Annotated in this window: 17 protein-coding genes, 1 tRNA gene, 1 other RNA gene and 1 riboswitch; of the genes, 13 read left to right on the top strand and 6 right to left on the bottom strand. The window is 71.6% G+C overall.

All coding sequences use genetic code 11. The annotated features are described in order from the left end of the window. The first annotated feature begins 46 nt into the window (after window positions 1-46). The 9 genes from A1QA_RS15740 (at window position 47) to A1QA_RS0104315 (ending at window position 8,173) form a co-directional block, all read left to right on the top strand. Window positions 47-214, top strand: coding sequence for a hypothetical protein (locus A1QA_RS15740; RefSeq protein ID WP_154652229.1), 168 nt, complete (start codon window positions 47-49; stop codon window positions 212-214). A 247-nt stretch (window positions 215-461) separates the two neighbouring features. Continuing rightward, window positions 462-595: riboswitch (FMN riboswitch) on the top strand. A gap of 104 nt (window positions 596-699) precedes the next feature. Then, window positions 700-1,770, top strand: coding sequence for a bifunctional diaminohydroxyphosphoribosylaminopyrimidine deaminase/5-amino-6-(5-phosphoribosylamino)uracil reductase RibD (gene ribD, locus A1QA_RS0104350; RefSeq protein ID WP_017177706.1), 1,071 nt, complete (start codon window positions 700-702; stop codon window positions 1,768-1,770). 20 nt (window positions 1,771-1,790) lie between these two features. Beyond that, window positions 1,791-2,486 carry a riboflavin synthase gene (locus A1QA_RS0104345; RefSeq protein ID WP_017177705.1) on the top strand — a complete coding sequence of 232 codons (696 nt, stop codon included), beginning with the start codon at window positions 1,791-1,793 and terminating at the stop codon, window positions 2,484-2,486. Then, entirely contained in the window at window positions 2,483-3,784 is a 1,302-nt protein-coding gene (ribB, locus tag A1QA_RS0104340; protein WP_154652228.1) for a 3,4-dihydroxy-2-butanone-4-phosphate synthase, read from the top strand. Before A1QA_RS0104345 ends, ribB begins: the two co-directional genes overlap by 4 nt. A gap of 10 nt (window positions 3,785-3,794) precedes the next feature. Beyond that, entirely contained in the window at window positions 3,795-4,277 is a 483-nt protein-coding gene (gene ribH / locus A1QA_RS0104335; RefSeq protein WP_017177703.1) for a 6,7-dimethyl-8-ribityllumazine synthase, read from the top strand. Window positions 4,278-4,857: 580 nt separating this feature from the next. Beyond that, entirely contained in the window at window positions 4,858-6,720 is a 1,863-nt protein-coding gene (locus A1QA_RS0104330) for a ribonucleoside triphosphate reductase (protein WP_154652290.1), read from the top strand. A gap of 31 nt (window positions 6,721-6,751) precedes the next feature. Beyond that, window positions 6,752-7,021 (top strand): type II toxin-antitoxin system RelE family toxin, encoded by a 270-nt coding sequence (locus tag A1QA_RS0104325; protein WP_026048681.1) that lies wholly within the window; start codon window positions 6,752-6,754, stop codon window positions 7,019-7,021. A gap of 161 nt (window positions 7,022-7,182) precedes the next feature. Further along, window positions 7,183-7,419, top strand: a complete 237-nt coding sequence (gene relB / locus A1QA_RS0104320) for a type II toxin-antitoxin system RelB family antitoxin (protein ID WP_026048680.1) — start codon at window positions 7,183-7,185, stop codon at window positions 7,417-7,419. Beyond that, window positions 7,412-8,173 carry an anaerobic ribonucleoside-triphosphate reductase activating protein gene (locus A1QA_RS0104315; RefSeq protein ID WP_026048679.1) on the top strand — a complete coding sequence of 254 codons (762 nt, stop codon included), beginning with the start codon at window positions 7,412-7,414 and terminating at the stop codon, window positions 8,171-8,173. The genes relB and A1QA_RS0104315 overlap by 8 nt, the downstream gene beginning before the upstream one ends. Before the next feature lie 36 nt (window positions 8,174-8,209). Here A1QA_RS0104315 and A1QA_RS0104310 read toward each other — a convergent pair whose 3' ends face one another. After that, the gene (locus A1QA_RS0104310; RefSeq protein ID WP_017177698.1) at window positions 8,210-9,676 is read right to left on the bottom strand and encodes a permease prefix domain 1-containing protein; all 1,467 of its coding nucleotides are present in this window, start codon (window positions 9,674-9,676) and stop codon (window positions 8,210-8,212) included. Then, a complete protein-coding gene (locus A1QA_RS0104305) occupies window positions 9,657-10,013 on the bottom strand; it encodes a PadR family transcriptional regulator (RefSeq protein ID WP_017177697.1) in 357 nt (118 codons plus the stop codon). The genes A1QA_RS0104310 and A1QA_RS0104305 overlap by 20 nt, the downstream gene beginning before the upstream one ends. A gap of 219 nt (window positions 10,014-10,232) precedes the next feature. Between A1QA_RS0104305 and A1QA_RS15280 the strand changes: the two genes are divergently transcribed. Then, window positions 10,233-10,565, top strand: coding sequence for a type II toxin-antitoxin system Phd/YefM family antitoxin (locus A1QA_RS15280; protein ID WP_082181119.1), 333 nt, complete (start codon window positions 10,233-10,235; stop codon window positions 10,563-10,565). Continuing rightward, window positions 10,552-10,962, top strand: coding sequence for a PIN domain-containing protein (locus tag A1QA_RS13425; RefSeq protein ID WP_017177695.1), 411 nt, complete (start codon window positions 10,552-10,554; stop codon window positions 10,960-10,962). The genes A1QA_RS15280 and A1QA_RS13425 overlap by 14 nt, the downstream gene beginning before the upstream one ends. Window positions 10,963-11,791: 829 nt before the next feature. Here the strand turns inward: A1QA_RS13425 and A1QA_RS13420 are convergent. From A1QA_RS13420 to A1QA_RS0104280, 3 genes are all read right to left on the bottom strand, one after another. Continuing rightward, a complete protein-coding gene (locus A1QA_RS13420) occupies window positions 11,792-13,036 on the bottom strand; it encodes a bifunctional glycosyltransferase family 2/GtrA family protein (RefSeq protein ID WP_017177694.1) in 1,245 nt (414 codons plus the stop codon). 1 nt (window position 13,037) lies between these two features. Beyond that, window positions 13,038-14,084 (bottom strand): phosphodiester glycosidase family protein, encoded by a 1,047-nt coding sequence (locus tag A1QA_RS0104285; RefSeq protein WP_017177693.1) that lies wholly within the window; start codon window positions 14,082-14,084, stop codon window positions 13,038-13,040. Between the two features lie 794 nt (window positions 14,085-14,878). Then, window positions 14,879-14,963, bottom strand: a tRNA-Ser gene (locus A1QA_RS0104280). A gap of 300 nt (window positions 14,964-15,263) precedes the next feature. Here A1QA_RS0104280 and ffs point away from each other — a divergent pair. Beyond that, window positions 15,264-15,358, top strand: an RNA gene (ffs, locus tag A1QA_RS15275) — signal recognition particle sRNA small type. A 244-nt stretch (window positions 15,359-15,602) separates the two neighbouring features. Here the strand turns inward: ffs and A1QA_RS0104275 are convergent. After that, window positions 15,603-16,010 carry a hypothetical protein gene (locus A1QA_RS0104275; protein WP_017177692.1) on the bottom strand — a complete coding sequence of 136 codons (408 nt, stop codon included), beginning with the start codon at window positions 16,008-16,010 and terminating at the stop codon, window positions 15,603-15,605. Between the two features lie 485 nt (window positions 16,011-16,495). Between A1QA_RS0104275 and A1QA_RS13415 the strand changes: the two genes are divergently transcribed. Further along, window positions 16,496-18,607 carry a DNA polymerase III subunit gamma and tau gene (locus tag A1QA_RS13415; RefSeq protein WP_051000515.1) on the top strand — a complete coding sequence of 704 codons (2,112 nt, stop codon included), beginning with the start codon at window positions 16,496-16,498 and terminating at the stop codon, window positions 18,605-18,607. Window positions 18,608-18,631: the final 24 nt, after the last annotated feature.

Raw genomic sequence — 18,631 nt, 5'->3', positions numbered from 1 at the left:
ACGATCTCGACGCTCCGTGCGAGCTTGGATGCGGCATCCTTGGCCCATGCTCCCGTCCCCTTCCGACTCGGTTCGGCCGTCCGAGCACTCCGCCCAAGCGATCCCCGCCTTGGAGCGCATGATGCTGGGACTCAAGGCATCGATCGCGGCGAACCCGCCGGACGAGCCCTACCTCGCTGAGTTCGCCGACTGGGAGTCAGACGCCTGGGGCTGATGGGTCTTGCGCGCCAGGATGGCCAGGTTTGAGGATTCCTTTTGCTGACGCGATGTCGTCTCGTGGATTCGCCCTGGTCAGAGGTGTGGGGCTGTCGCTGGCGCGGGCAGAGAGGGCGCCGGAGGCGCGAGCAATCCTCAAAGCTGGCCACCTTGGTGGCGGAACCTGCCGTGCTCGTCCACGCCACCCCCTCCACCCTTCTCAAAACCCCTGGTGCGAGTCCACCTCCTGTGGCAGACTGCTCGCGTCATGTCCCGGGGACGGTGAGATTCCGTACCGGCGGTTACAGCCCGCGACCCGGTGGCCGAGCCCGCTCGGCAACCGGTTGATCTGGTGGAACTCCAGAGCCGACAGTCAAAGTCTGGATGGGAGGGAACATGCGCGCGCTGGCCGTCGAGCCTCCATCCGGGGCCGCCGTCCCAGCGCCGCACGCGTAGCGCGCGCTCCCCTCCCCTCGGGCCCATAGCCGGCAAGAGGAGCAAGAGATGGGCAGCGAGAACCGCGCCGCCAGCCAGGGCGCCGCCGTGCCAAGCAGCCCCGCGTGGGCCCCCGCTGAGCGCGCCGCCATGGCACAGGCCCTCGACGCCGCCCGCCGCGGCCCCCGGGGAGCAAACCCCCTCGTCGGCGCCGCCATCCTCATCGACGGCGAGATCATCGCCGTCGGCCACCACCGCGGCGCCGGCACGCCCCACGCCGAGGCCGACGCCATCGCCGCCGCCCGCCGCGCCGGAGCCGACCTCACCCGCGCCGACCTCCTCGTCACCCTCGAGCCCTGCAGCCACACCGGCCGCACCCCGCCCTGCGCCCAGACCATCATCGACGCCGGCATCCCCCGCGTCATCCACGCCATCGACGACCCCAACCCCACCGCCGCGGGCGGGGCCGCCACCCTGCGCGCCGCCGGCGTCGACGTCCGCAGCGGGCTCCTCGCCGACGAGGCCGTCGCCCTCAACGCCCGCTGGCTCGAGTGCGCCCAGGCCCACCGCCCCTTCATCACCGCCAAGACCGCCATGACCCTCGACGGCCGCATCGCCGCCGCCGACGGAAGTAGCCAATGGATCACCGGCCCCGCCGCCCGCGCCTCCGGCCACGACCTGCGCTCCCGGGTGGACGCCATCCTCGTCGGCTCAGGCACCCTCGCCGCCGACAACCCCCGCCTCACCGCCCGCACCGACGACGCCGCCCGCCAGCCCCTGCGCTGCGTCATGGGCCTCACCCCCATCCCCGCCACCGCCGCCCTGCGCGCCGACGACAACTGGCTCCACCTGCCCACCCATGACCCCCACGAGGCCCTCGCCATCCTCGCCGAGCGCGGCATCGGGCACGTCCTCATCGAGGGCGGCGCCACCGTGCTCACCGCCTTCCTCGCCGCCGACCTCGTTGACGAGCTCGTCGCCCACATCGCGCCCCTCCTCCTCGGGGCCGGCCGCGGCGCCGTCGGCGACCTCGGCATCGCCACCCTGGCCGACGCCCACCGCTTCCACCCCGACGGCCCGCCCGCCCTCCTCGGCGAGGACATCGTCGCCCGCTACACCGCCTCCCCACGCCACCAGTGACCCCACCAGGAAGGACCACCATGTTCACAGGCATCGTCGCGAGAGCCGGCACCGTGCTCAGCATCGCGCCCACCGACCGCCCCGGCGTCACCCGCCTCGTCATCGACGCGGGCGACCTCATCGCCGACCTCCCCGACGGCGGCTCCCTCGCCATCAACGGGGTGTGCCTGACCGCCACCCCGCTCGCCCCCGCGGACGGCGCGACTCCCGCCGAGGCCGACCCCGCCGTCCCCGACACCCCCGGCGCCTTCGCCGCCGACCTCATGGGCGAGACCCTCCAGCGCACCAGCCTCGGGGCGCTCGCCGTCGGCAGCCGCGTCAACCTGGAGCGCTGCGTCCCCGCGGGTGGCCGCCTCGACGGCCACATCGTCCAGGGCCACGTCGACGCCACCGGCACCGTCCTGGCTGTCACCGACCAGGGCGGGTGGACGCTCATGCGCGTCTCGCTCCCCGCGCCGCTGGCCGGGCAGGTCGCCGCCAAGGGCTCCATCGCCGTCGACGGCGTCTCCCTCACCGTCACCGCCACCAGCCCCGCCGGCGAGCGGGACCCCTGGTTCGAGGTCGGCCTCATCCCCGCCACGCTCGCCACCACCACCCTCGGCGAGGCCGGCGTGGGCACCCGCGTCAACCTCGAGACCGACGTCCTGGCCAAGTACGTCGCCCGGCTCCTCGACGTCTCCGCCGCCTCCGCCACCCCGGAGGGGGAGCCCGCATGAGCGCCCTTGCATTGCCAGTGCTCCCAGCGTTCCCGGCCATCCCCGCGGAGTTCGACGACGTCGCCCGCGCCGTCGAGCGGCTCGCCGCCGGCCGCCCCATCGTCGTCACCGACGACGCCGACCGCGAGAACGAGGGCGACCTCATCGCCGCCGGGAGCCTGCTGACCAGCGAGACCCTCGGGTTCCTCGTGCGCCACACCTCCGGCTACATCTGCGCCCCAATGACCCGCCGGCGCGCGCGGCGCCTCGGCCTCGACCTCATGGTTCCCGACAACCAGGACCCCCGCGGCACCGCCTACACGGTCAGCTGCGACGCCGCCACCGGCGTGACCACCGGCATCAGCGCCGCCGACCGCGCCCGTACCATCCGCCTCCTGGCCAGCCCGGACACCACCGCGACGAGCCTGCGCCGCCCCGGCCACGTCCTGCCCCTCATCGCCCGTGAGGGCGGAGTGCTGGAGCGCCCCGGCCACACCGAGGCCGCCGTGGACCTGTGCCGCCTGGCCGGGCTGGCCCCCGTGGCCGCCATCGGCGAGATCGTCGACGACGCCGGTGCCCTTATGCGCGCCGACTCCCTGCGCGCCTTCTGCGCCGAGCACGGCCTGGCCCACCTCGCCATCGACCGCCTCGCCGCCTGCCTGCGCTCCCTCGCCTCCTTCCAGCGCAGCGAGCCCGTCGAGCTGCCCACTGACCGGGGCGTCTTCGAGGCCATCGCCTGGAGCCGCGCCCGCGCGGGCGGCCCGGCCAGTGGTGTGGGCCCGGCCGACGGCGTCGGCCAGGCGGGTCCCACCGAGCACCTGAGCCTGTCGGCCCCCGGCACCCGCCCCGCCCCCGTGCCGCTCGTGCGCCTCCACTCCGAGTGCCTCACCGGCGACGTCTTCGGCTCCCACCGCTGCGACTGCGGCCAGCAGCTCGACGCCGCCATGGCCCGCGTCCAGGCCGAGGGCGGCGCCGTCATCTACCTGCGCGGCCACGAGGGGCGCGGCATCGGCCTGGTCAACAAGCTGCGCGCCTACCACCTCCAGTCCCAGGGCGCGGACACGGTGGAGGCCAACGAGCTCCTCGGCCTGCCCGGCGAGGCCCGCGAGTGGCGCGACGCAGCCGACATCCTCGCCGAGCTCGGGCTGCGCCGCGTCCGCCTGCTCACCAATAACCCCCTCAAGGTCGAGGCGATGCGCCGCGCCGGGATCGACGTCGTGGGCGCCGAGCCCCTGGAGATCCCCGCCCGCCCCCAGAACCTCGCCTACCTGCGCACCAAGCGCGACCGTATGAACCACGCCCTCACCCACCTGTCCTGAAGGAGGAACCATGTCCGGAGCCGGATCCCCGACCACAGCCATCACCCCCGCCGACGGCCTCGCGCCCGACGGCCGACCCCTGCGCCTGGCCATCGTCGCCGCCCAGTGGCACGACGCCGTCATGAACGGGCTCATCGACGGCGCCACCCGCCTGGCCGCCGAGGCCGGCCTCTCGCCCGACCTCATCCGCGTCCCCGGCAGCTTCGAGCTGCCGCTGGGCGCCCAGAGGGCAGCGGCGGACCATGACGCCGTCGTCGCCCTCGGCGTCGTCATCCGCGGCGGCACCCCGCACTTCGACTACGTCTGCGACGGCGCCACGGCCGGCCTCATGCGCGTCATGCTCGACACCGGTGTCCCCGTGGGCTTCGGCCTGCTCACCTGCGACGACGAGAAGCAGGCGCTCGACCGCGCAGGCCTGCCCGGCTCCGTGGAGGACAAGGGCTACGAGGCCGCGGCCGCCGCTCTGGCGATGGTGAGAAGTGGCCAGGTTTGAGGATTGCTCGGGCGCGAGCGGGCGCTTTCTGCCCGACGCCAGTTCGTTGCAAGTCTCTGACCTGCGGCGATAGGTGACGTGACAGGACGTCGGAAAAAGGAATCCTCAAACCTGGCCACTTCCATGCTCGGCGGTCTGGCGGGAGGCGGGCGACACGCCGTCCACGCCCCGTTTGTGTGGCGCGCGCCACCTCAATCTGTGCGTCCCTGCCCGGCCGGGCCGCCGCGCGGTCCCGCTCCCCGGCATCGCCGCCATCCTGCCGAAAAGTCGATGGTTATCGGTGTGAGAGTTACTGCTTCGTAACCGGGCGGGACCACAAGATGTTGTGGTCGTCCGGGAATGCCAGGCCCACATAGTGTGTTGCATGAGTGTGATTCGGGGGTAAGGTCGGTCGCGTCGCCGCCCCCGCGCAACCGTCGCGCGGAACCGCGGGTGGCGCCGGATCGTAGACAGCACAGACAGGGAGAGAGCAGTGCCCGCACAGCCCGAGAACCAGTCCGCCCGCCCCGCCGAGCTCGCCGTTGGCTTCGCCCCCACGGCCTGTCCCGAGCTCGTTGCCCGAGGCGCCGCTGACTCGGCCGTGGCTGGGGGGGACCGCCCCGTCGTCGACGCCGTCGCCACCATCACCGAGTACCTCGACCGCTCGGACTGGCGCGTCAACGCCAACGCCAACCAGGGCTACTCGCTCGGTGGCATGATCCTCAACACCTCCGGCAAGATCATCGCCAACTACTGGCTGAGCCAGATCTACTCCCGCGAGGCCGGCCAGGCGCACCGCGAGGGCGACCTCCACATCCACGACCTCGACATGTTCGCCGGCTACTGCGCCGGATGGTCGCTCAAGTCCCTCCTCCAGCAGGGCTTCAACGGCATCCCCGGCAAGATCGCGTGCAACCCGCCCAAGCACTTCTCCTCCGCCGTCGGGCAGATCGTCAACTTCCTCGGCACCCTGCAGAACGAGTGGGCCGGCGCTCAGGCCTTCTCCTCCTTCGACACCTACATGGCCCCCTTCGTCCGCCTCGACTCCATGACCTACGAGGAGGTCCGTCAGGGGATGCAGGAGCTCATCTTCAACCTCAACGTCCCCTCCCGCTGGGGCACCCAGACCCCCTTCACCAACCTCACCTTCGACTGGACCTGCCCCGCCGACCTCGCCACCGAGCACCCCCTGGTCGGCGACGAGCTCTGCGACTTCACCTACGGGGACCTCGCCGATGAGATGGCCATGATCAACCGCGCCTTCATGGAGGTCATGACCGACGGCGACGCCGATGGCCGCGTCTTCACCTTCCCCATCCCCACCTACAACATCACCAAGGACTTCGACTGGGAGTCCGAGAACGCCGAGCGCCTCTTCACCATGACCGCGAAGTACGGCCTGCCCTACTTCCAGAACTTCATCAACTCCGAGCTCGACCCCGGCATGATCCGCTCGATGTGCTGCCGCCTCCAGCTCGACCTGCGCGAGCTGCTCAAGCGCGGCAATGGCCTGTTCGGCTCGGCCGAGCAGACGGGGAGCGTCGGCGTCGTCACCATCAACATGGCCCGCCTGGGCTATCTCCACGCCCACGACGAGGCCGGCCTCACCGCTGCCCTCGACCACCTCATGGAGCTGGGCCGCGACACCCTCGAGCTCAAGCGCACTGTCATCCAGCACCACATCGACACCGGCCTCTTCCCCTTCACCCAGCGCTGGCTGGGCACCCTGGACAACCACTTCTCCACCATCGGCGTCAACGGCATGAACGAGATGGTCCGCAACTTCAGCGGCGACGAGTACGACCTCACCGACCCGCGCGGCCACGCCATGTGCGTGCGCATCCTCGACCACGTCCGCGCCAAGATGGTCGAGTTCCAGGAGGCCACCGGCCACCTGTACAACCTCGAGGCCACCCCCGCCGAGGGCACCACCTACCGCTTCGCCAAGGAGGACCTGCGCCGCTACCCGGACATCCTCCAGGCCGGCACCCCCACCAACCCCTACTACACCAACTCCTCGCAGCTCCCCGTGGGCTACACCGACGACCCCTTCGCCGCCCAGGAGATGCAGGAGGAGCTGCAGACCAAGTACACCGGCGGGACCGTCCTGCACCTGTACATGAACGAGCGCGTCTCCTCGGCCGCCGCCTGCAAGGAGCTCGTGCGCCGCTCGCTCACGGCCTTCCGCACTCCGTACATCACCATCACCCCGACCTTCTCCATCTGCCCGATCCACGGCTACCTGCCCGGCGAGCACGAGACCTGCGAGAAGTGCGCGGCCCTCCACCCCGACGCCGAACCCACCGAGTGCGAGGTGTGGACCCGCGTCATGGGCTACTTCCGGCCCGTCCGCTCCTTCAACATCGGCAAGAAGGGCGAGTACGCCGAGCGCCAGATGTTCACCGAGGGCGCCGCCGCCGGCCACGGCCCCGTCGCCTCCCGCCTCACCGCCGTGAGCGCGTAGGGGCCTGAGGGCGCCGGAGGGGGTTGGGCAGATGGCAGGGTGGGGTGTCGAACTGACTCCTCGTGCTGAGAAAGCGTTGCGTCGGCTCGACCGGAGCGTTCAGCAGTGCCTGGTCGGTAAGTTGCGGGAGATCCAGGGGGTGGACGACCCGCGGGATTTCTTGAAGCCGATGACGGGACCTCTCGCGGGCAGGTTCCGGCTCCGGGTCGGGGACTGCCGGGTGATTATCGACATCCAGGATGACCGGTGCGTGATCCTTGCGATCGATATTGGCCATCGTTCCACGATCTACGGCCGATGATGCAGTTGGTTCTGCTCACGAGGGGGTTGAAGATGCGCCGGGACGCGCGTCGCTTTTGCGGCGGGCGCCCCGGCGCTCGGCGCTAAGGGGGCATGACGCCCGCGCCGCAAGAGCCTGCGATTCCGCTTGTGGTGCGAGGAGATGGGGCTTAAGATGTATACATGTCTACAGCAGTTCTGAGCGTACGGCTGCCTGAGGATCTCAAGCACCGTCTCGATGACCTCGGAAGCCGGACTGGTCGTTCAGCAACGTTCTATGTGCGTGAGGCTGTCGAGTCCTACATCGACGACCTGGAGTACGCGTACGTGCTGAAGACGGAGGCGGAGGCCGTCCGGCGCGGCGAGATCAAGACTCGCCGCCTCGATGAGATCGCTGCGGAACTCGGCCTCGATGCGTGAAGCCGGGGAGGTGAGGCCACGGCCCGCCAGTCCGGCGGACTCGTTGCAGATCGCGGGGCTCGTGCCCTTGAGCACCGTCGACTGGCCCGACAGGCTCGTCGCCACGGTGTTCTGCCAGGGCTGCCCCTGGAACTGCTTCTACTGCCACAACCAGGCCCTCATCCCCACCCGCACCCCGGGGGCGGTGGCCTGGGCGGAGGTCCGCGAGCTGCTGGAGCGGCGGCGCGGCCTGCTCGACGGCGTCGTCTTCACCGGTGGGGAGGCCCTGCGCCAGGACGCGCTGGCCGATGCCGCGGCCGAGGCGCGGGCGATGGGCTTCTCCGTCGGGCTGCACACGGCTGGCGCCTACCCGAGGCGGCTGGCCGACCTCGTCGCCTCCGGGCTCATCGACTGGGTGGGTCTGGATATCAAGGCCCTGCCCGAGCACTACGAGATCGTCGTCGGGCGGCCCGGCTCGGGGGAGAAGGCCTGGTCATGCCTGGAGGCGCTCGTGGCGGCGCGGGCGGCCGGGGGGCCGGAGTTCGAGGTCCGCACCACCGTCGTGCCGGGCGATGTCACGGCCGACGACGCCGTCGAGGTCGGCCAACGCGTCCACGACGCCGGGGCGCGGGTCTACGCCCTCCAGCAGGCCCGCAGCGAGGGGACGAGCGGGGACTTCGACGTCGTCGCCCCCGGATGGGACGCCCAGTGCGAGCGCATGGCCGAGCGCATCAAGGACCTGGGCTGGGACCGCTTCACCTACCGGCCCGCGTGAGGCACCCGATCGAGGCCGTCTCCTCGCCGTCGGTGATCAGCGGAAGCTGAAGACCGGGGGCAGGATGAGCGCGACGACGAGCCCCCAGGAGGCCAGCACCGGCACGGCCACGCATTGCCACCGCTCCAGGGCCAGCGAGGTGCGCCCGCGCCGCAGCACGCCCCAGTAGTGCCACGCCGAGCCGGACAGGAGCGCGAGCAGGATGAGGTTGAGGCCCAGCGCCGTCGTCTTGTTCGGGCTGGAGCCGTAGGCGGCGAAGCGCTCGACCAGCGACCACAGGACGAGGAGGTCGGCGGCGATGGCTCCCACGATGAGGGCCAGCTGGAGCCAGTCGAGCGGCCGCGCCGGGGTGAGCGGGTCGCGCGCGGAGACCGTGAACACGACGATCGCCGTGACAAGGATGAGCACGAGGTCGTAGACGATGAGCACCTGGCGCTCCAGGTGGCTCGGCCCGCCCACCACCGCCGCGGCGATGAGGAAGACCGCCAGGGCCAGCACCAGCGCGGGCGTGAGGATCGTGGTGAGAACCGGTGCCATATTCGCGATCACCGACTTCTTGCGCTCCACCAGCCACGCCGTCACCATGACCACCAGCCCGACGGCGATCGGCAGCGCCCAATCCGCCAGGGTGAGCACGAGGTCCTCTGGCATGACGGTGATGAAGAGCAGCATGATGACGCCGCCCACCGCCGCCGTCGCCATCCACAGGATCGCCGAGTAGATGACCGACTCCCCGAGGAAGCGCAGCCAATCCATCCAGGCCTCCAGTTCCCTCCATCGTGAGCCGAGGTAGGCGATCCCGGTGATGAGCAGGAGCGCCACGGGAAGGCTCACCGCGCTGAGCACGAGGGAATCCCCCATGGCGGCCTCCCGGGAGCGCGGGAAGAGATTGACGACGGCGGTGCTGCCCACCGCGATCACCGCCAGCAGGCACAGGCCCCCGCGCGCCGAGGAGAAGGCTCGCGAGCGCACCGCCAGGTAGAGCGCCAGGAAGGGCAGTCCCAGCATGGCGATATTGCGCGAGTAGAAGATGTCGACGCCGTCGGCGGGTGAGATGAGCAGGGAGGGCAGCTTGAGGGCGAGCCCGGCCAGGACCCCCAGCAGCAGGGCGAGGCTGAGGTCCCGGATCCCCGGTGGCGCTGCGGCCAGCCGTGGCGCCCGGAATCCCCAGAGCGAGCGCTGCGGGGCGGCGGGGGTAGGCCCGGCGGGCGCGGTGGGGGAGTCGGGGGAGGAGGGGCTGCCCGCGGGCGCGCCGAAGGCGAGCTGGAGCCACTGCCGGCCTGGGTGCGTCTGCGCGTAGGCGTGGGCGACGGCGTCGCGCGCCCCCAGGCGGCGCAGGGAGATGAGGAGGGCCTCCTCATCGCTGAGCCCCGCCTGGCGCAGCTCGTCGGCCTGGGAGACGAGGTGGTCCTCCAGCTCGGCGACGTCGTCGTCCGTGAGAGCCGGCATGGCGAGCATGTCCGCGCGCCAGGCGGAGATCAGGTCATCGCGGGTCGCGGTCATGGGTGCTCTCCTTCGGGGGCGTCAGGGAATCGAGGGTGCGGGTGACGAGGGCCCACTGGGCCTCGGAGTCGGCGAGCGCGCGGCGGCCGGCGTCGGTGATCGCGTAGTACTTGCGGCGCCGACCGTTGTCCGCCCGGCCCCAGGTGGCGGTGATGAGCTCGGTGCGCTCCAGGCGGTGGAGGAGGGGGTAGAGCAGGCCCTCGGACCACTCGATCTCCTCCCCGGAGGCGGCGGCGATCCGGCGCAGGATCGAGTAGCCGTAGTCCTGCCCGGTGGTGAGGATGCGCAGCACCATGATGGTGGCGGAGGCGGCGACCAGGTCCTTCGACAGCTTCATGCGCGCCCCTTACCTCATGTTGCTAGGTATCAGAAGCCTAAGAACTCTAGGTATGCGAGGTCAAGGGTGGGGCGACGGGGGTGCGACCACTGTCGCGGCGGTTCGACTGCGGCCTCGCGGGGTGCGCAAGATGATCGTTGAGGTCCCGACCCGGGGGTGAAGTGGCTCCAGGAGGAAGATGGATGTCGGAGGTAGAACATGTAGGAGTAATCTGCGGTCATGAGTGCTCGACCTGCGGTTCCCCTCCCTTCAGCGCCCGCCGTCGTCAGTCTGCGCGAGCTCAACCAGGGCTCGGGCCGCATCGTGCGCGGTGTCGAGGAGAACCAGCGGCCCGTCGTCGTAACGGACCACGGGCGCCCTATCGCCCAGATCATCCCCATCAAACCCGATGAAACGCCCTATGAGTGCCTGCTGCGCGAGGGTCATGTACGCCCGGCAAGGCGGGGGACCCACCATCCGATCGTCGCCACGGGAGAGCTCCCGGAGGGCGTGACTCTGCGCCAGCTCCTCGACGAGGACCGCGAGGAGATCGACCTCGATGCACTACGTTGATACCTCGTTCGTTGCCCTCCAGCTCCTCGGGCAGGAGGGCGGTGCTCAGGCCGAGCGGATCATGGCGGACGTCCTCGCCGCAGGGGCGGCTATCTCCTCGGTCCTCCTCGAGATCGAGCTGACGCGGGTAGCGCGGCGCACAGGGGCGCCCCTGACGAGTGTCCGCTCGCTCCTTGACGAGATCCACCTGGTCGATATCAACCGCGACGTCGTCGATCGCGCCTGCGCCCTCACTGACTCCCTCAAGTCGCTCGATGCGATCCACCTAGCGACGGCGCTCATCCTGGACAGCGACCGCGCTCCCATCACGCTGCTCACCCACGATGCCCATCTGGCCGCTGCTGCGCGGCGGAGCGGTCTGCGCGTGGCTGGCCCCGACTCCTCCGACGGCGACTGAGCGCCCGCGCTCACCCCGTGGCGCTCGCCGTCGCGCGCCCGCCTGTCTCGCACGCGGGAATCCGGGCTCGGCCCCCGCACAGGGCGGCCCGGTCGGTCTCGGCACGGGCACCGCGCGGTCGCGGCGCGGCTACAGCGGTCTCGGGCGGGACACGCCCGATCTCGGGCCGGAAACGGAGTGTCTCGGGAATGGCAAGGCGCGGTATCGCCTGGGAAACATCGGTCTCGGTGCTCTTAAGGAGCGATCTCGTTTAGAAGTCTGAAATGCCGTATCTGGCAACGTTTCAGCGTCGTCGTGGCCCGGAAGGGCCCGTGCGAGAGGGTGAAACCCCAGGTCGGGGGCCCAGACTGTGAAGGCCTGCCTCTCGGGATGTAACGATTGGTAGGGAACTTGCAGAGCCACGGGGCGCCGCATAGTCTTTGAGTCGTCGCGGGGCACCCCGAACCCCGCACGATGTCACGAGCACAGAGAAGCGAAAGGACGGTGAACACAGGAAGGTGATGGCGAGTTGGATCACATGGGGGATCCGTCAAGTCATTCGCACACCTCCGCTCGTTCCTCGAGTAACCGCGCAGCCCGACTCCTATCCCAGGATCTCGTCCCTGGTCCCTGAGCCCTGATCTCCCTGGGTCCTGGTCCCTGTAGGAATCAACGGCATCGCGCGCCGTGACATGAGCCGCGCCCCCTGAAGGCGCGCACCGACCCGATGGCCGACCCTGACGATCTCTGATTGGTCATCGGTGCGGGCCGAGCCTCGGCCCTGCCGCCCTGAACGGCAGGACCGGGGCTCGGTGCGTCCCGCCCGGCGTCGCAGCAGCCAGCCGGCTCCTCACTCGCCCGGCACTGACTCGCGGAAGACCAGCCGGCGCTGGGCCAGGTAGGAGGCGACGTACACAGCGCCGTCGCCCAGGATCTTGGCGATGCCCAGCGGGATCCCGATCCCCGTGAGGATGCTCAGCGCCAGGTAACTGCCGATGAGCAGCGTCACGGCGAGCAGGATGTAGCGGGCGGCCGTTCGCCGCACCGTGCCCGGCGCCGCGTGGAAGACCCGCCGGTTCATGAAGAAGTTCGCCGTCCCGGAGGCCAGGCGCGCCCCCACCGCGGCCACCAGCAGGCTCCCGGTCATCGCGAAGAGCACCATGACGCCGACCCAGTCGATGACGAAGCAGCTCATGGAGGCGCCGATGAAGCGCAGCATCGGGGCGTAGATGCGGGCCGAGTCCGCGATGGGCCGGAAATGGCTGGATGGGTTGCCGGGCTCGTAGACCGTGGTGATCTCCACCTCCTCCACGGCCATCCCGAGCTCGCGGGCGCGCAGCAGGGCGCTGAGCTCGTACTCGTAGCGGTCCCCGGGCACCGACTGCAGCCAGTCGAGGGCCCCGGCGGGGTAGCCGCGCAGCCCGGTCTGGGTGTCCCCGAGCGCCCAGCCGGTCGCGCCGCGGAACAGCAGGGCGGTGGCCGTGTTGCCGATCCGGCTGCGCAGTGGCACCGATCCGGTGAAGCGGCGCACGCCGAGCGTCATGCGCCGCGTCTGGCGCACCCGGGCCGCGACGGCGGCGATATCGGCGGGCCTGTGCTGCCCGTCGGCGTCGGCGCAGACGACGTCGGCTCCCGGCCACTGCCTCGCGGCGTGGGCCAGGCCGGTGCGCAGCGCGTGCCCCTTGCCCCGGTTGTCGCCGTACCCGATGACGACGGCGCCCTGGCGGCGGGCGGCCTCGAACACGGGGGCGTACTCGGGCCCGGAGCCGTCGTCGACGACGAGCACCGCGCATCCCGGCAGCTCCCCGCGCAGATCGGCGGTGAGCCCAGCCAGGCGCTCATCGGGGTGATAGGCGGGGATGAGGACGGACAGGAGGACCGCCGTCGGATCCCCGAGCGGCTCGTGGGGGCAGGCCTGGGGCGAGCCCTGGCCCGGCGCGAGCGGCGAGGGGGCGATCCGGTTGTCGGTGGCGGAGGCGCCTGGGGCAAGGCCCGGGGCCGTGAGCGTGGCGGCGCGGCTGCGGTAGCGCCCCGTCGTGCTGCTCGCGGCTGGGGCGGTGGCGCGGGTGGTGCCGATAGTCTGCGTGCTGCTCATGTCAGGCTCCCTGGGCGATGTAGAGGATGTCGGACGTGGCCCGCTCGCCGCCGTTGGAGGGCTGGTTGATGATCGAGCCGTTGAAATACATGGCGGACGAGCCACCGCCGTCGAGGTTGTAGGCCGCCTGGCAGCCCAGGCCCGCCATGATCTGCGCGAGCTCGGTCATCGTGGCGCCGCGCGAGTGCCCCTCTGAGCGGCCATCGACGACGACGAACATGTAGTGGTTCGTGCCGATGCAGCCCAGCGCGGTGCGGGGCTGCTGGCCCTGGATGGAGTGGTTGCCGAAGTTCGTGTCCACCTCGACGGAGTCGATGCCGGAGACGATCTGGCCGTCGCGCACGAGCGCCGGGCCGAAGGACAGGGTGTTCCACACCCCGGCGTCGGCCAGTGCTTGGGCGTTGGTGGTGGTCTCGTCGTAGATCTCCACGTGGCCGTCGGCGTAGAAGGCGATGCCCTCGCGGGCGGGGGAGTCGCGGTAGACCGTGCCGTTGCGGATGAGGATGCCGGTCTCGCGGAAGCCGTAGTAGTCGCCGTTGATGGCGAAGACCGCGCTGTTGGACGAGGCGATCTCGCTGGGCTTGGCGGTGATGTTGAGGCCGAACTGGTTGGAGGCGAAGGCGCTGCGCACGGCGGTGGCGTCGGAGACGGTGATATCCGCCGTGTAGTAGGTGAGCGTGTCCGAGCCGGAGCCGGTGGCCGTGGTGCCGATCGTGATGGAGGTGGTGGGGGAGGTGTAGGACGTGTCGGTCAGGGTGATCTCGTCCGCGCTGGCGGTGGCCTGGGCGGCGTTGGTGACCACGGCGTTCGCGGCCTCGTAGGCGGAGGCGTCCTTGACCTCGACGTGGTCGATGACGAAGCGGTCCAGTGCCCATGCCGAGCCGCCGGCGGCGCTGACGCCGAGGATGGCGGCCCCGCCGAGCAGGAAGCGGCGGCGGCTGTGGCGGTGCTTGGGCGCGGAGTCCGTTGAGGGGGCGGTGGCGGTGGTGTCCGGGGCGGTGGCGTCCTCGGTGCCGGGGGTGATGGTGGAGTGATGCGTGCTGGTCATGGCAGGAAGCCTGACCGGCGAGCGTAAGGCCCCCATTGGCTGGCCTTGTGCGCTCCCTGTGAGAGCTCTCGGGCCGAGTGCGCCGGTTCGGCACGCTCAGGTGGGGCGGGAAGGGCGAATCGTTGGAATGGCGTGGAGGGGTGCGCGGGCGCTGAGGCTCGAATGTGCAATCGCAGGCCGAATGCACATTCGAGGTTGGGGCGGCGGAGCCTGCCGACGCGTTTGCAACGAAAAGTCGGCGTGGGGTGGCCCTGAGCGTGTCGTTTCCATTGGCGGGGGTTGCGGTGGGCGGCTGGGCCGGCAGGGCGGGCGCGGTCGGCGGGTTACATCGCGGATCGGTGACCCGAGGTGTCAATTCTGCGGCCGTCGATGCGATGGCGCCTTGAAGCGGTCGACACGATCGGCGTGATTCCAACGATTATCGACTGTGTGGATCTGCCGGGGTTGGGGTACGGCAGCAGAATTGACAATCTTCGCGGAGGGAGCGGGAGCGCTGGTCGGATCGTGCAAGCCGGTGCGCTGGGGCTGGCGCCGAAGCGGACGGGATGAGGGTGCCCCCTGGCGCATCGCCGGGTGCCGTCAGCACCGACGGGTGCGCTCGCCCCTGACGGGTGCGCTGAGCACCGACGGGTGCGTTCTCACCGCACCTATCGGTGCTCCGCGCACCTATCGGTGGAGGATGCACCCGTCGGTGGGGGAGGTGCCCCACGAGAGCGCCTGCCCGTCGGCCGCGCCTGCGGCGTCGCCTGCAGGAACGAGAAGACCCCGGGGCCGTGGGCTCCCGGGGTCAAGGGCGGAGGATGGGGGATTCGAACCCCCGAGGGCTTGCACCCAACACGCTTTCCAAGCGTGCGCCATAGGCCACTAGGCGAATCCTCCAGGCGCTCCACGCGGCCAGCAGCCACGTGCAACGGACAGCGAATATATCCGACCCCTCCGGGCTGGCGCCACTCGGCCAAGCCCCGGCCCCGGTGGGATCGGTCACGCGCCCCGGCGGACGAGCGAGAACGGGTGCTGCCCGCCTCGTGGAGCCGGCATCGATGCCAGTGCGAGCGTCGGAGGGCCGACGGGTCGGGAGAGGCGGGCTCCGGCCCGCTTGTGGTCGGCGTCGGTCGTCGGCAGCGGGCACGGCCTGCCAGTCGGAGGCGACGGGGCGGGGCGTCGTCGGGTATGGTGTTCCCCGGCCCCTCGTGCGGCGTCATCCAGCGAATCCCCCAGGACCGGAAGGTAGCAAGGGTAAGCGGGCTCTGGCGGGTGCACGGGGGGTCCTCACATGCCCCGAGGATTGCCCGCGGTCGCCCCCGGCGCGATGCCGCGCGGCCAGTGATGCCATCAACCCCGACTGCCGCTCGTCGCCCCGAGCGGTGCTATCGGCGTCCACTGGAGCGGGAGGGGCGTGCCACTGGGCACGAACGGCGCCGCTCGGCGCGCCACGCTCCAGTCGAGGCGACCGCCGCGCTGCGGCCCACCTGGATGGGGGCCGCAGCGCGGTGGAGCGAAGGACGCGGACGACGCGTGTCAGTAGGTGCGGTACTGCTCGCGGCTCATGACGACGCCGTGGTTGGTGTCGTTGTTCCAGCAGTTCAGCGCGGCGGTATCGGAGTGGCACTGCCAGGGTCCGTAGATGACGGTCTCCGTGTACTCCACCACCTGGGGCTCGGGGTCGCCGGCGCGCCGCATGGACGCGTCCAGGGCGGGACTGCCCTCGTGGCTGCCGATGAGCTCGGGCTTGGCGCCACCCGACATGTCGAACCACCACAGGGGGGTGCCGCCCGTCTCGTCGTAGCCGAAGGGGGCGTCCTGGCGGTAGGAGAGCAGGCCACAGCCCGCGTAGTACTCGGAGAACTGGCAGCCGATATTGCCGGAGGGGGAGACGATGATCGCGGTATCGGCCGAACCGTCCCTCCCCGGGATGATGGAGGTCATGGGGAGGATGGGGAGCATCCTGACCCCGCCGTCGTCGGAGGTGTCGGTAGTGGTGTCGGTACCCAGGGCGGCCTTAGCCGCGGGCGCCTGGGCGCTCTGACCGGCGGGCTGCGGGGAGGCCTGAGTGGTGGCACTCGCACCGCTGCCGGTCAGGAGCGCGCCGGAGGCCAGCGCGATGGCGGACAGTCAGACGGCAAAGAATTTGGTACGAACGACGGTGTTCATGGCGTGTCCTTTCTTTGGTGGGCGAACGAATGTGTTGTCGGACATATCTACCGTAGATCGTCGCTGATGGGGGTGCCATAGGAAGGGGCGCCGAAGGGGCGCTCGCCCCGGGAGCGCCGGGGTCCGGAGCGCGATGCCGTGCTCCGGGTGAGGGTGAGGGCTGGGGCCGGCCTCTTTCAGGCCCTGGGGGAGGCGAGAGAGGCCTTCTGCCAGCGCCCACCGCCTCGCGCGGTGTCAGCGGTCCCGTTTAGAGTCGGACTGTGACCACCGCGCTCTACCGCCGCTACCGCCCGGACACCTTCCAGGACGTCATCGGGCAGGACCACGTGACCGCCCCCCTCATGGCGGCGCTGCGCGGAGACCGCGTCACCCACGCCTACCTCTTCTCCGGCCCGCGCGGCTGCGGCAAGACCACCTCGGCCCGCATCCTCGCCCGCTGCCTCAACTGCGAGCAGGCCCCCACCGACACCCCCTGCGGGACCTGCCCCTCCTGCCGCGACCTGGCCACTGGCGGCCCTGGCAGCCTCGACGTCGTCGAGATCGACGCCGCCAGTCACAACGGCGTCGACGACGCCCGCGACCTGCGTGAGCGCGCCGCCTTCGCCCCCGCCCGGGACCGCTACAAGATCTTCATCCTCGACGAGGCCCACATGGTCACCCCCCAGGGCTTCAACGCCCTGCTCAAGCTCGTCGAGGAGCCCCCGGCGCACGTGAAGTTCATCTTCGCCACCACCGAGCCGGAGAAGGTCATCGGCACCATCCGCTCGCGCACCCACCACTACCCCTTCCGGCTCGTCCCCCCGGACATCCTCGAGGGCTACCTCGCCCAGCTGTGCGGCGCCGAGGGCGTGCGCGTGGGCCCCGGCGTCTACCCGCTCGTCGTGCGCGCTGGCGGCGGCTCCGTGCGCGACACCCTGTCCGTCATGGACCAGCTCATCGGCGGGGCCATCGACGGCGCCGTCGACTACGAGCGAGCCGTGGCCCTCCTCGGCTACACGGACGTCACCCTCCTGGACAGCTGCGTGGACGCTATCGCCGGGGCCGACGGCGCTGGGGTCTTCCGCGTCGTGGACCGCGTGGTCGCCTCCGGGCACGATCCCCGCCGCTTCGTCGAGGACCTCCTTCAAAGGCTGCGCGACCTGCTCGTCCTCGCCCTGGCCGGCTCCGAGGCCGGGCCCGCGCTCGGCTCCCTGCCCACCGACCAGCTCGCGCGCATGGAGGTCCAGGCCCGCACCGTCGGCGCCGCCGGGCTCTCGCGCGCCGCCGACCTCACCGCCCAGGCACTCGGCCAGATGGTCGGCGCCACCTCGCCCCGCCTCCAGCTCGAGCTCCTCATGGCGCGCCTCCTCGTCCCCTCCCAGCGCGGCGGGGCCGCAGGGGTCCCGACGGCGCAGCCGGGCGCCGCTGGAATGGCTGGCCAGCCGGGGCAGCAGCGCGCCGCGGGCCAGTCGAGCCCCGCGTCACAGGCAGGGGCCGCCGGTCAGGCGCCCCAGGCCGCCTCCGGCCGGGAGATGGCCGCCCAGATCGCGCAGCGCGTGGCCGCCGGGCCCCAAGGCAGCGCGGCGGCGCCAGCCCCCGCGGCGCCGAGCGCGCCAGTCGCACCGAGCACGGCCGGGCCCGAGGCAGGGCCCTCCCGCCCGATCACCGTCGACTGGGATGCCCCGGCTGCCCCCGGAATGGGCGCGGGCGCTCCCTCCGCCCCCGCATCCGCCGCTTCTGCGGCCCCCATGACGACGAGCGCCCCCATGGCGCCCTCAGCCCCCGCCGCCAGCGCGCACGGGACCAGCGCGCCAGCAGCCCCGTCAGTGCCCGGGGCGCCCGCGGACGGCTGGGGCGAGCCCACCCGCACCGCCGCTCCCTCGGTTCCCTCCGCCCAGCCCGCGGCCCCGTCCGCCCCCGCTGTGCCAGCCGGGCCCGGCGCCGCCGACGCTGAGATGCTGCGCGCCCGCTGGGAGGAAGTGCTCGACGCCGCGAAGCGCTCGCGCCGCGCCACCTGGGCGCTCGTCGGCCCCAACGCCCAGCCCGGTCCCATCAACGGCGGCACCCTCACCCTCCTCTTCACCGCGCCCGGCCTCGTCGGCGCCTTCGACAACGGCGGGCACGGCCCCATCCTCGCCGCCGCCATCCACCAGGCCCTCGGCCTCGAGCTCCAGGTCCACGCCATCGTCACCGGCGGCGACGGACCGGGAGGCGCGGGCGGCTCCGGCCGGTCGGGCCGACGCCGCCGGACGTCCGGGGCCCCGGCCGCCCTCCGTCCCCCGGGGCCCGCGCGGCGGAGCCCAGGGCGCCCCGGTCGCGCCGCCGAGCCGCCAGGCGGCCCCCACCGCCTGGGACGAGCCCGCCCCCTTCGGGCCAGAGCCGCCGATGGATGAGGCCCCCGAGCCCCCAGGTGCGAC

Origin of the sequence: Actinomyces timonensis DSM 23838 (assembly GCF_000295095.1) — a bacterium.
GTDB lineage: Bacteria > Actinomycetota > Actinomycetes > Actinomycetales > Actinomycetaceae > Actinomyces > Actinomyces timonensis.
Note: the sequence above shows the minus strand (reverse complement) of the source record. Positions and strands in the feature narration are given on the sequence as shown.

Excerpts from the sequence above, each read along its gene's own strand:
- A1QA_RS15740 (WP_154652229.1), top strand. The coding sequence starts at position 47 with ATGCTCCCGTCCCCTTCCGACTCGGTTCGGCCGTCCGAGCACTCCGCC.
- ribD (WP_017177706.1), top strand. The coding sequence starts at position 700 with ATGGGCAGCGAGAACCGCGCCGCCAGCCAGGGCGCCGCCGTGCCAAGC.
- A1QA_RS0104345 (WP_017177705.1), top strand. The coding sequence starts at position 1,791 with ATGTTCACAGGCATCGTCGCGAGAGCCGGCACCGTGCTCAGCATCGCG.
- ribB (WP_154652228.1), top strand. The coding sequence starts at position 2,483 with ATGAGCGCCCTTGCATTGCCAGTGCTCCCAGCGTTCCCGGCCATCCCC.
- ribH (WP_017177703.1), top strand. The coding sequence starts at position 3,795 with ATGTCCGGAGCCGGATCCCCGACCACAGCCATCACCCCCGCCGACGGC.
- A1QA_RS0104325 (WP_026048681.1), top strand. The coding sequence starts at position 6,752 with ATGGCAGGGTGGGGTGTCGAACTGACTCCTCGTGCTGAGAAAGCGTTG.
- relB (WP_026048680.1), top strand. The coding sequence starts at position 7,183 with ATGTCTACAGCAGTTCTGAGCGTACGGCTGCCTGAGGATCTCAAGCAC.
- A1QA_RS0104315 (WP_026048679.1), top strand. The coding sequence starts at position 7,412 with ATGCGTGAAGCCGGGGAGGTGAGGCCACGGCCCGCCAGTCCGGCGGAC.
- A1QA_RS0104310 (WP_017177698.1), bottom strand. The coding sequence starts at position 9,676 with ATGACCGCGACCCGCGATGACCTGATCTCCGCCTGGCGCGCGGACATG.
- A1QA_RS0104305 (WP_017177697.1), bottom strand. The coding sequence starts at position 10,013 with ATGAAGCTGTCGAAGGACCTGGTCGCCGCCTCCGCCACCATCATGGTG.
- A1QA_RS15280 (WP_082181119.1), top strand. The coding sequence starts at position 10,233 with ATGAGTGCTCGACCTGCGGTTCCCCTCCCTTCAGCGCCCGCCGTCGTC.
- A1QA_RS13425 (WP_017177695.1), top strand. The coding sequence starts at position 10,552 with ATGCACTACGTTGATACCTCGTTCGTTGCCCTCCAGCTCCTCGGGCAG.
- A1QA_RS13420 (WP_017177694.1), bottom strand. The coding sequence starts at position 13,036 with ATGAGCAGCACGCAGACTATCGGCACCACCCGCGCCACCGCCCCAGCC.
- A1QA_RS0104285 (WP_017177693.1), bottom strand. The coding sequence starts at position 14,084 with ATGACCAGCACGCATCACTCCACCATCACCCCCGGCACCGAGGACGCC.
- A1QA_RS0104275 (WP_017177692.1), bottom strand. The coding sequence starts at position 16,010 with ATGACCTCCATCATCCCGGGGAGGGACGGTTCGGCCGATACCGCGATC.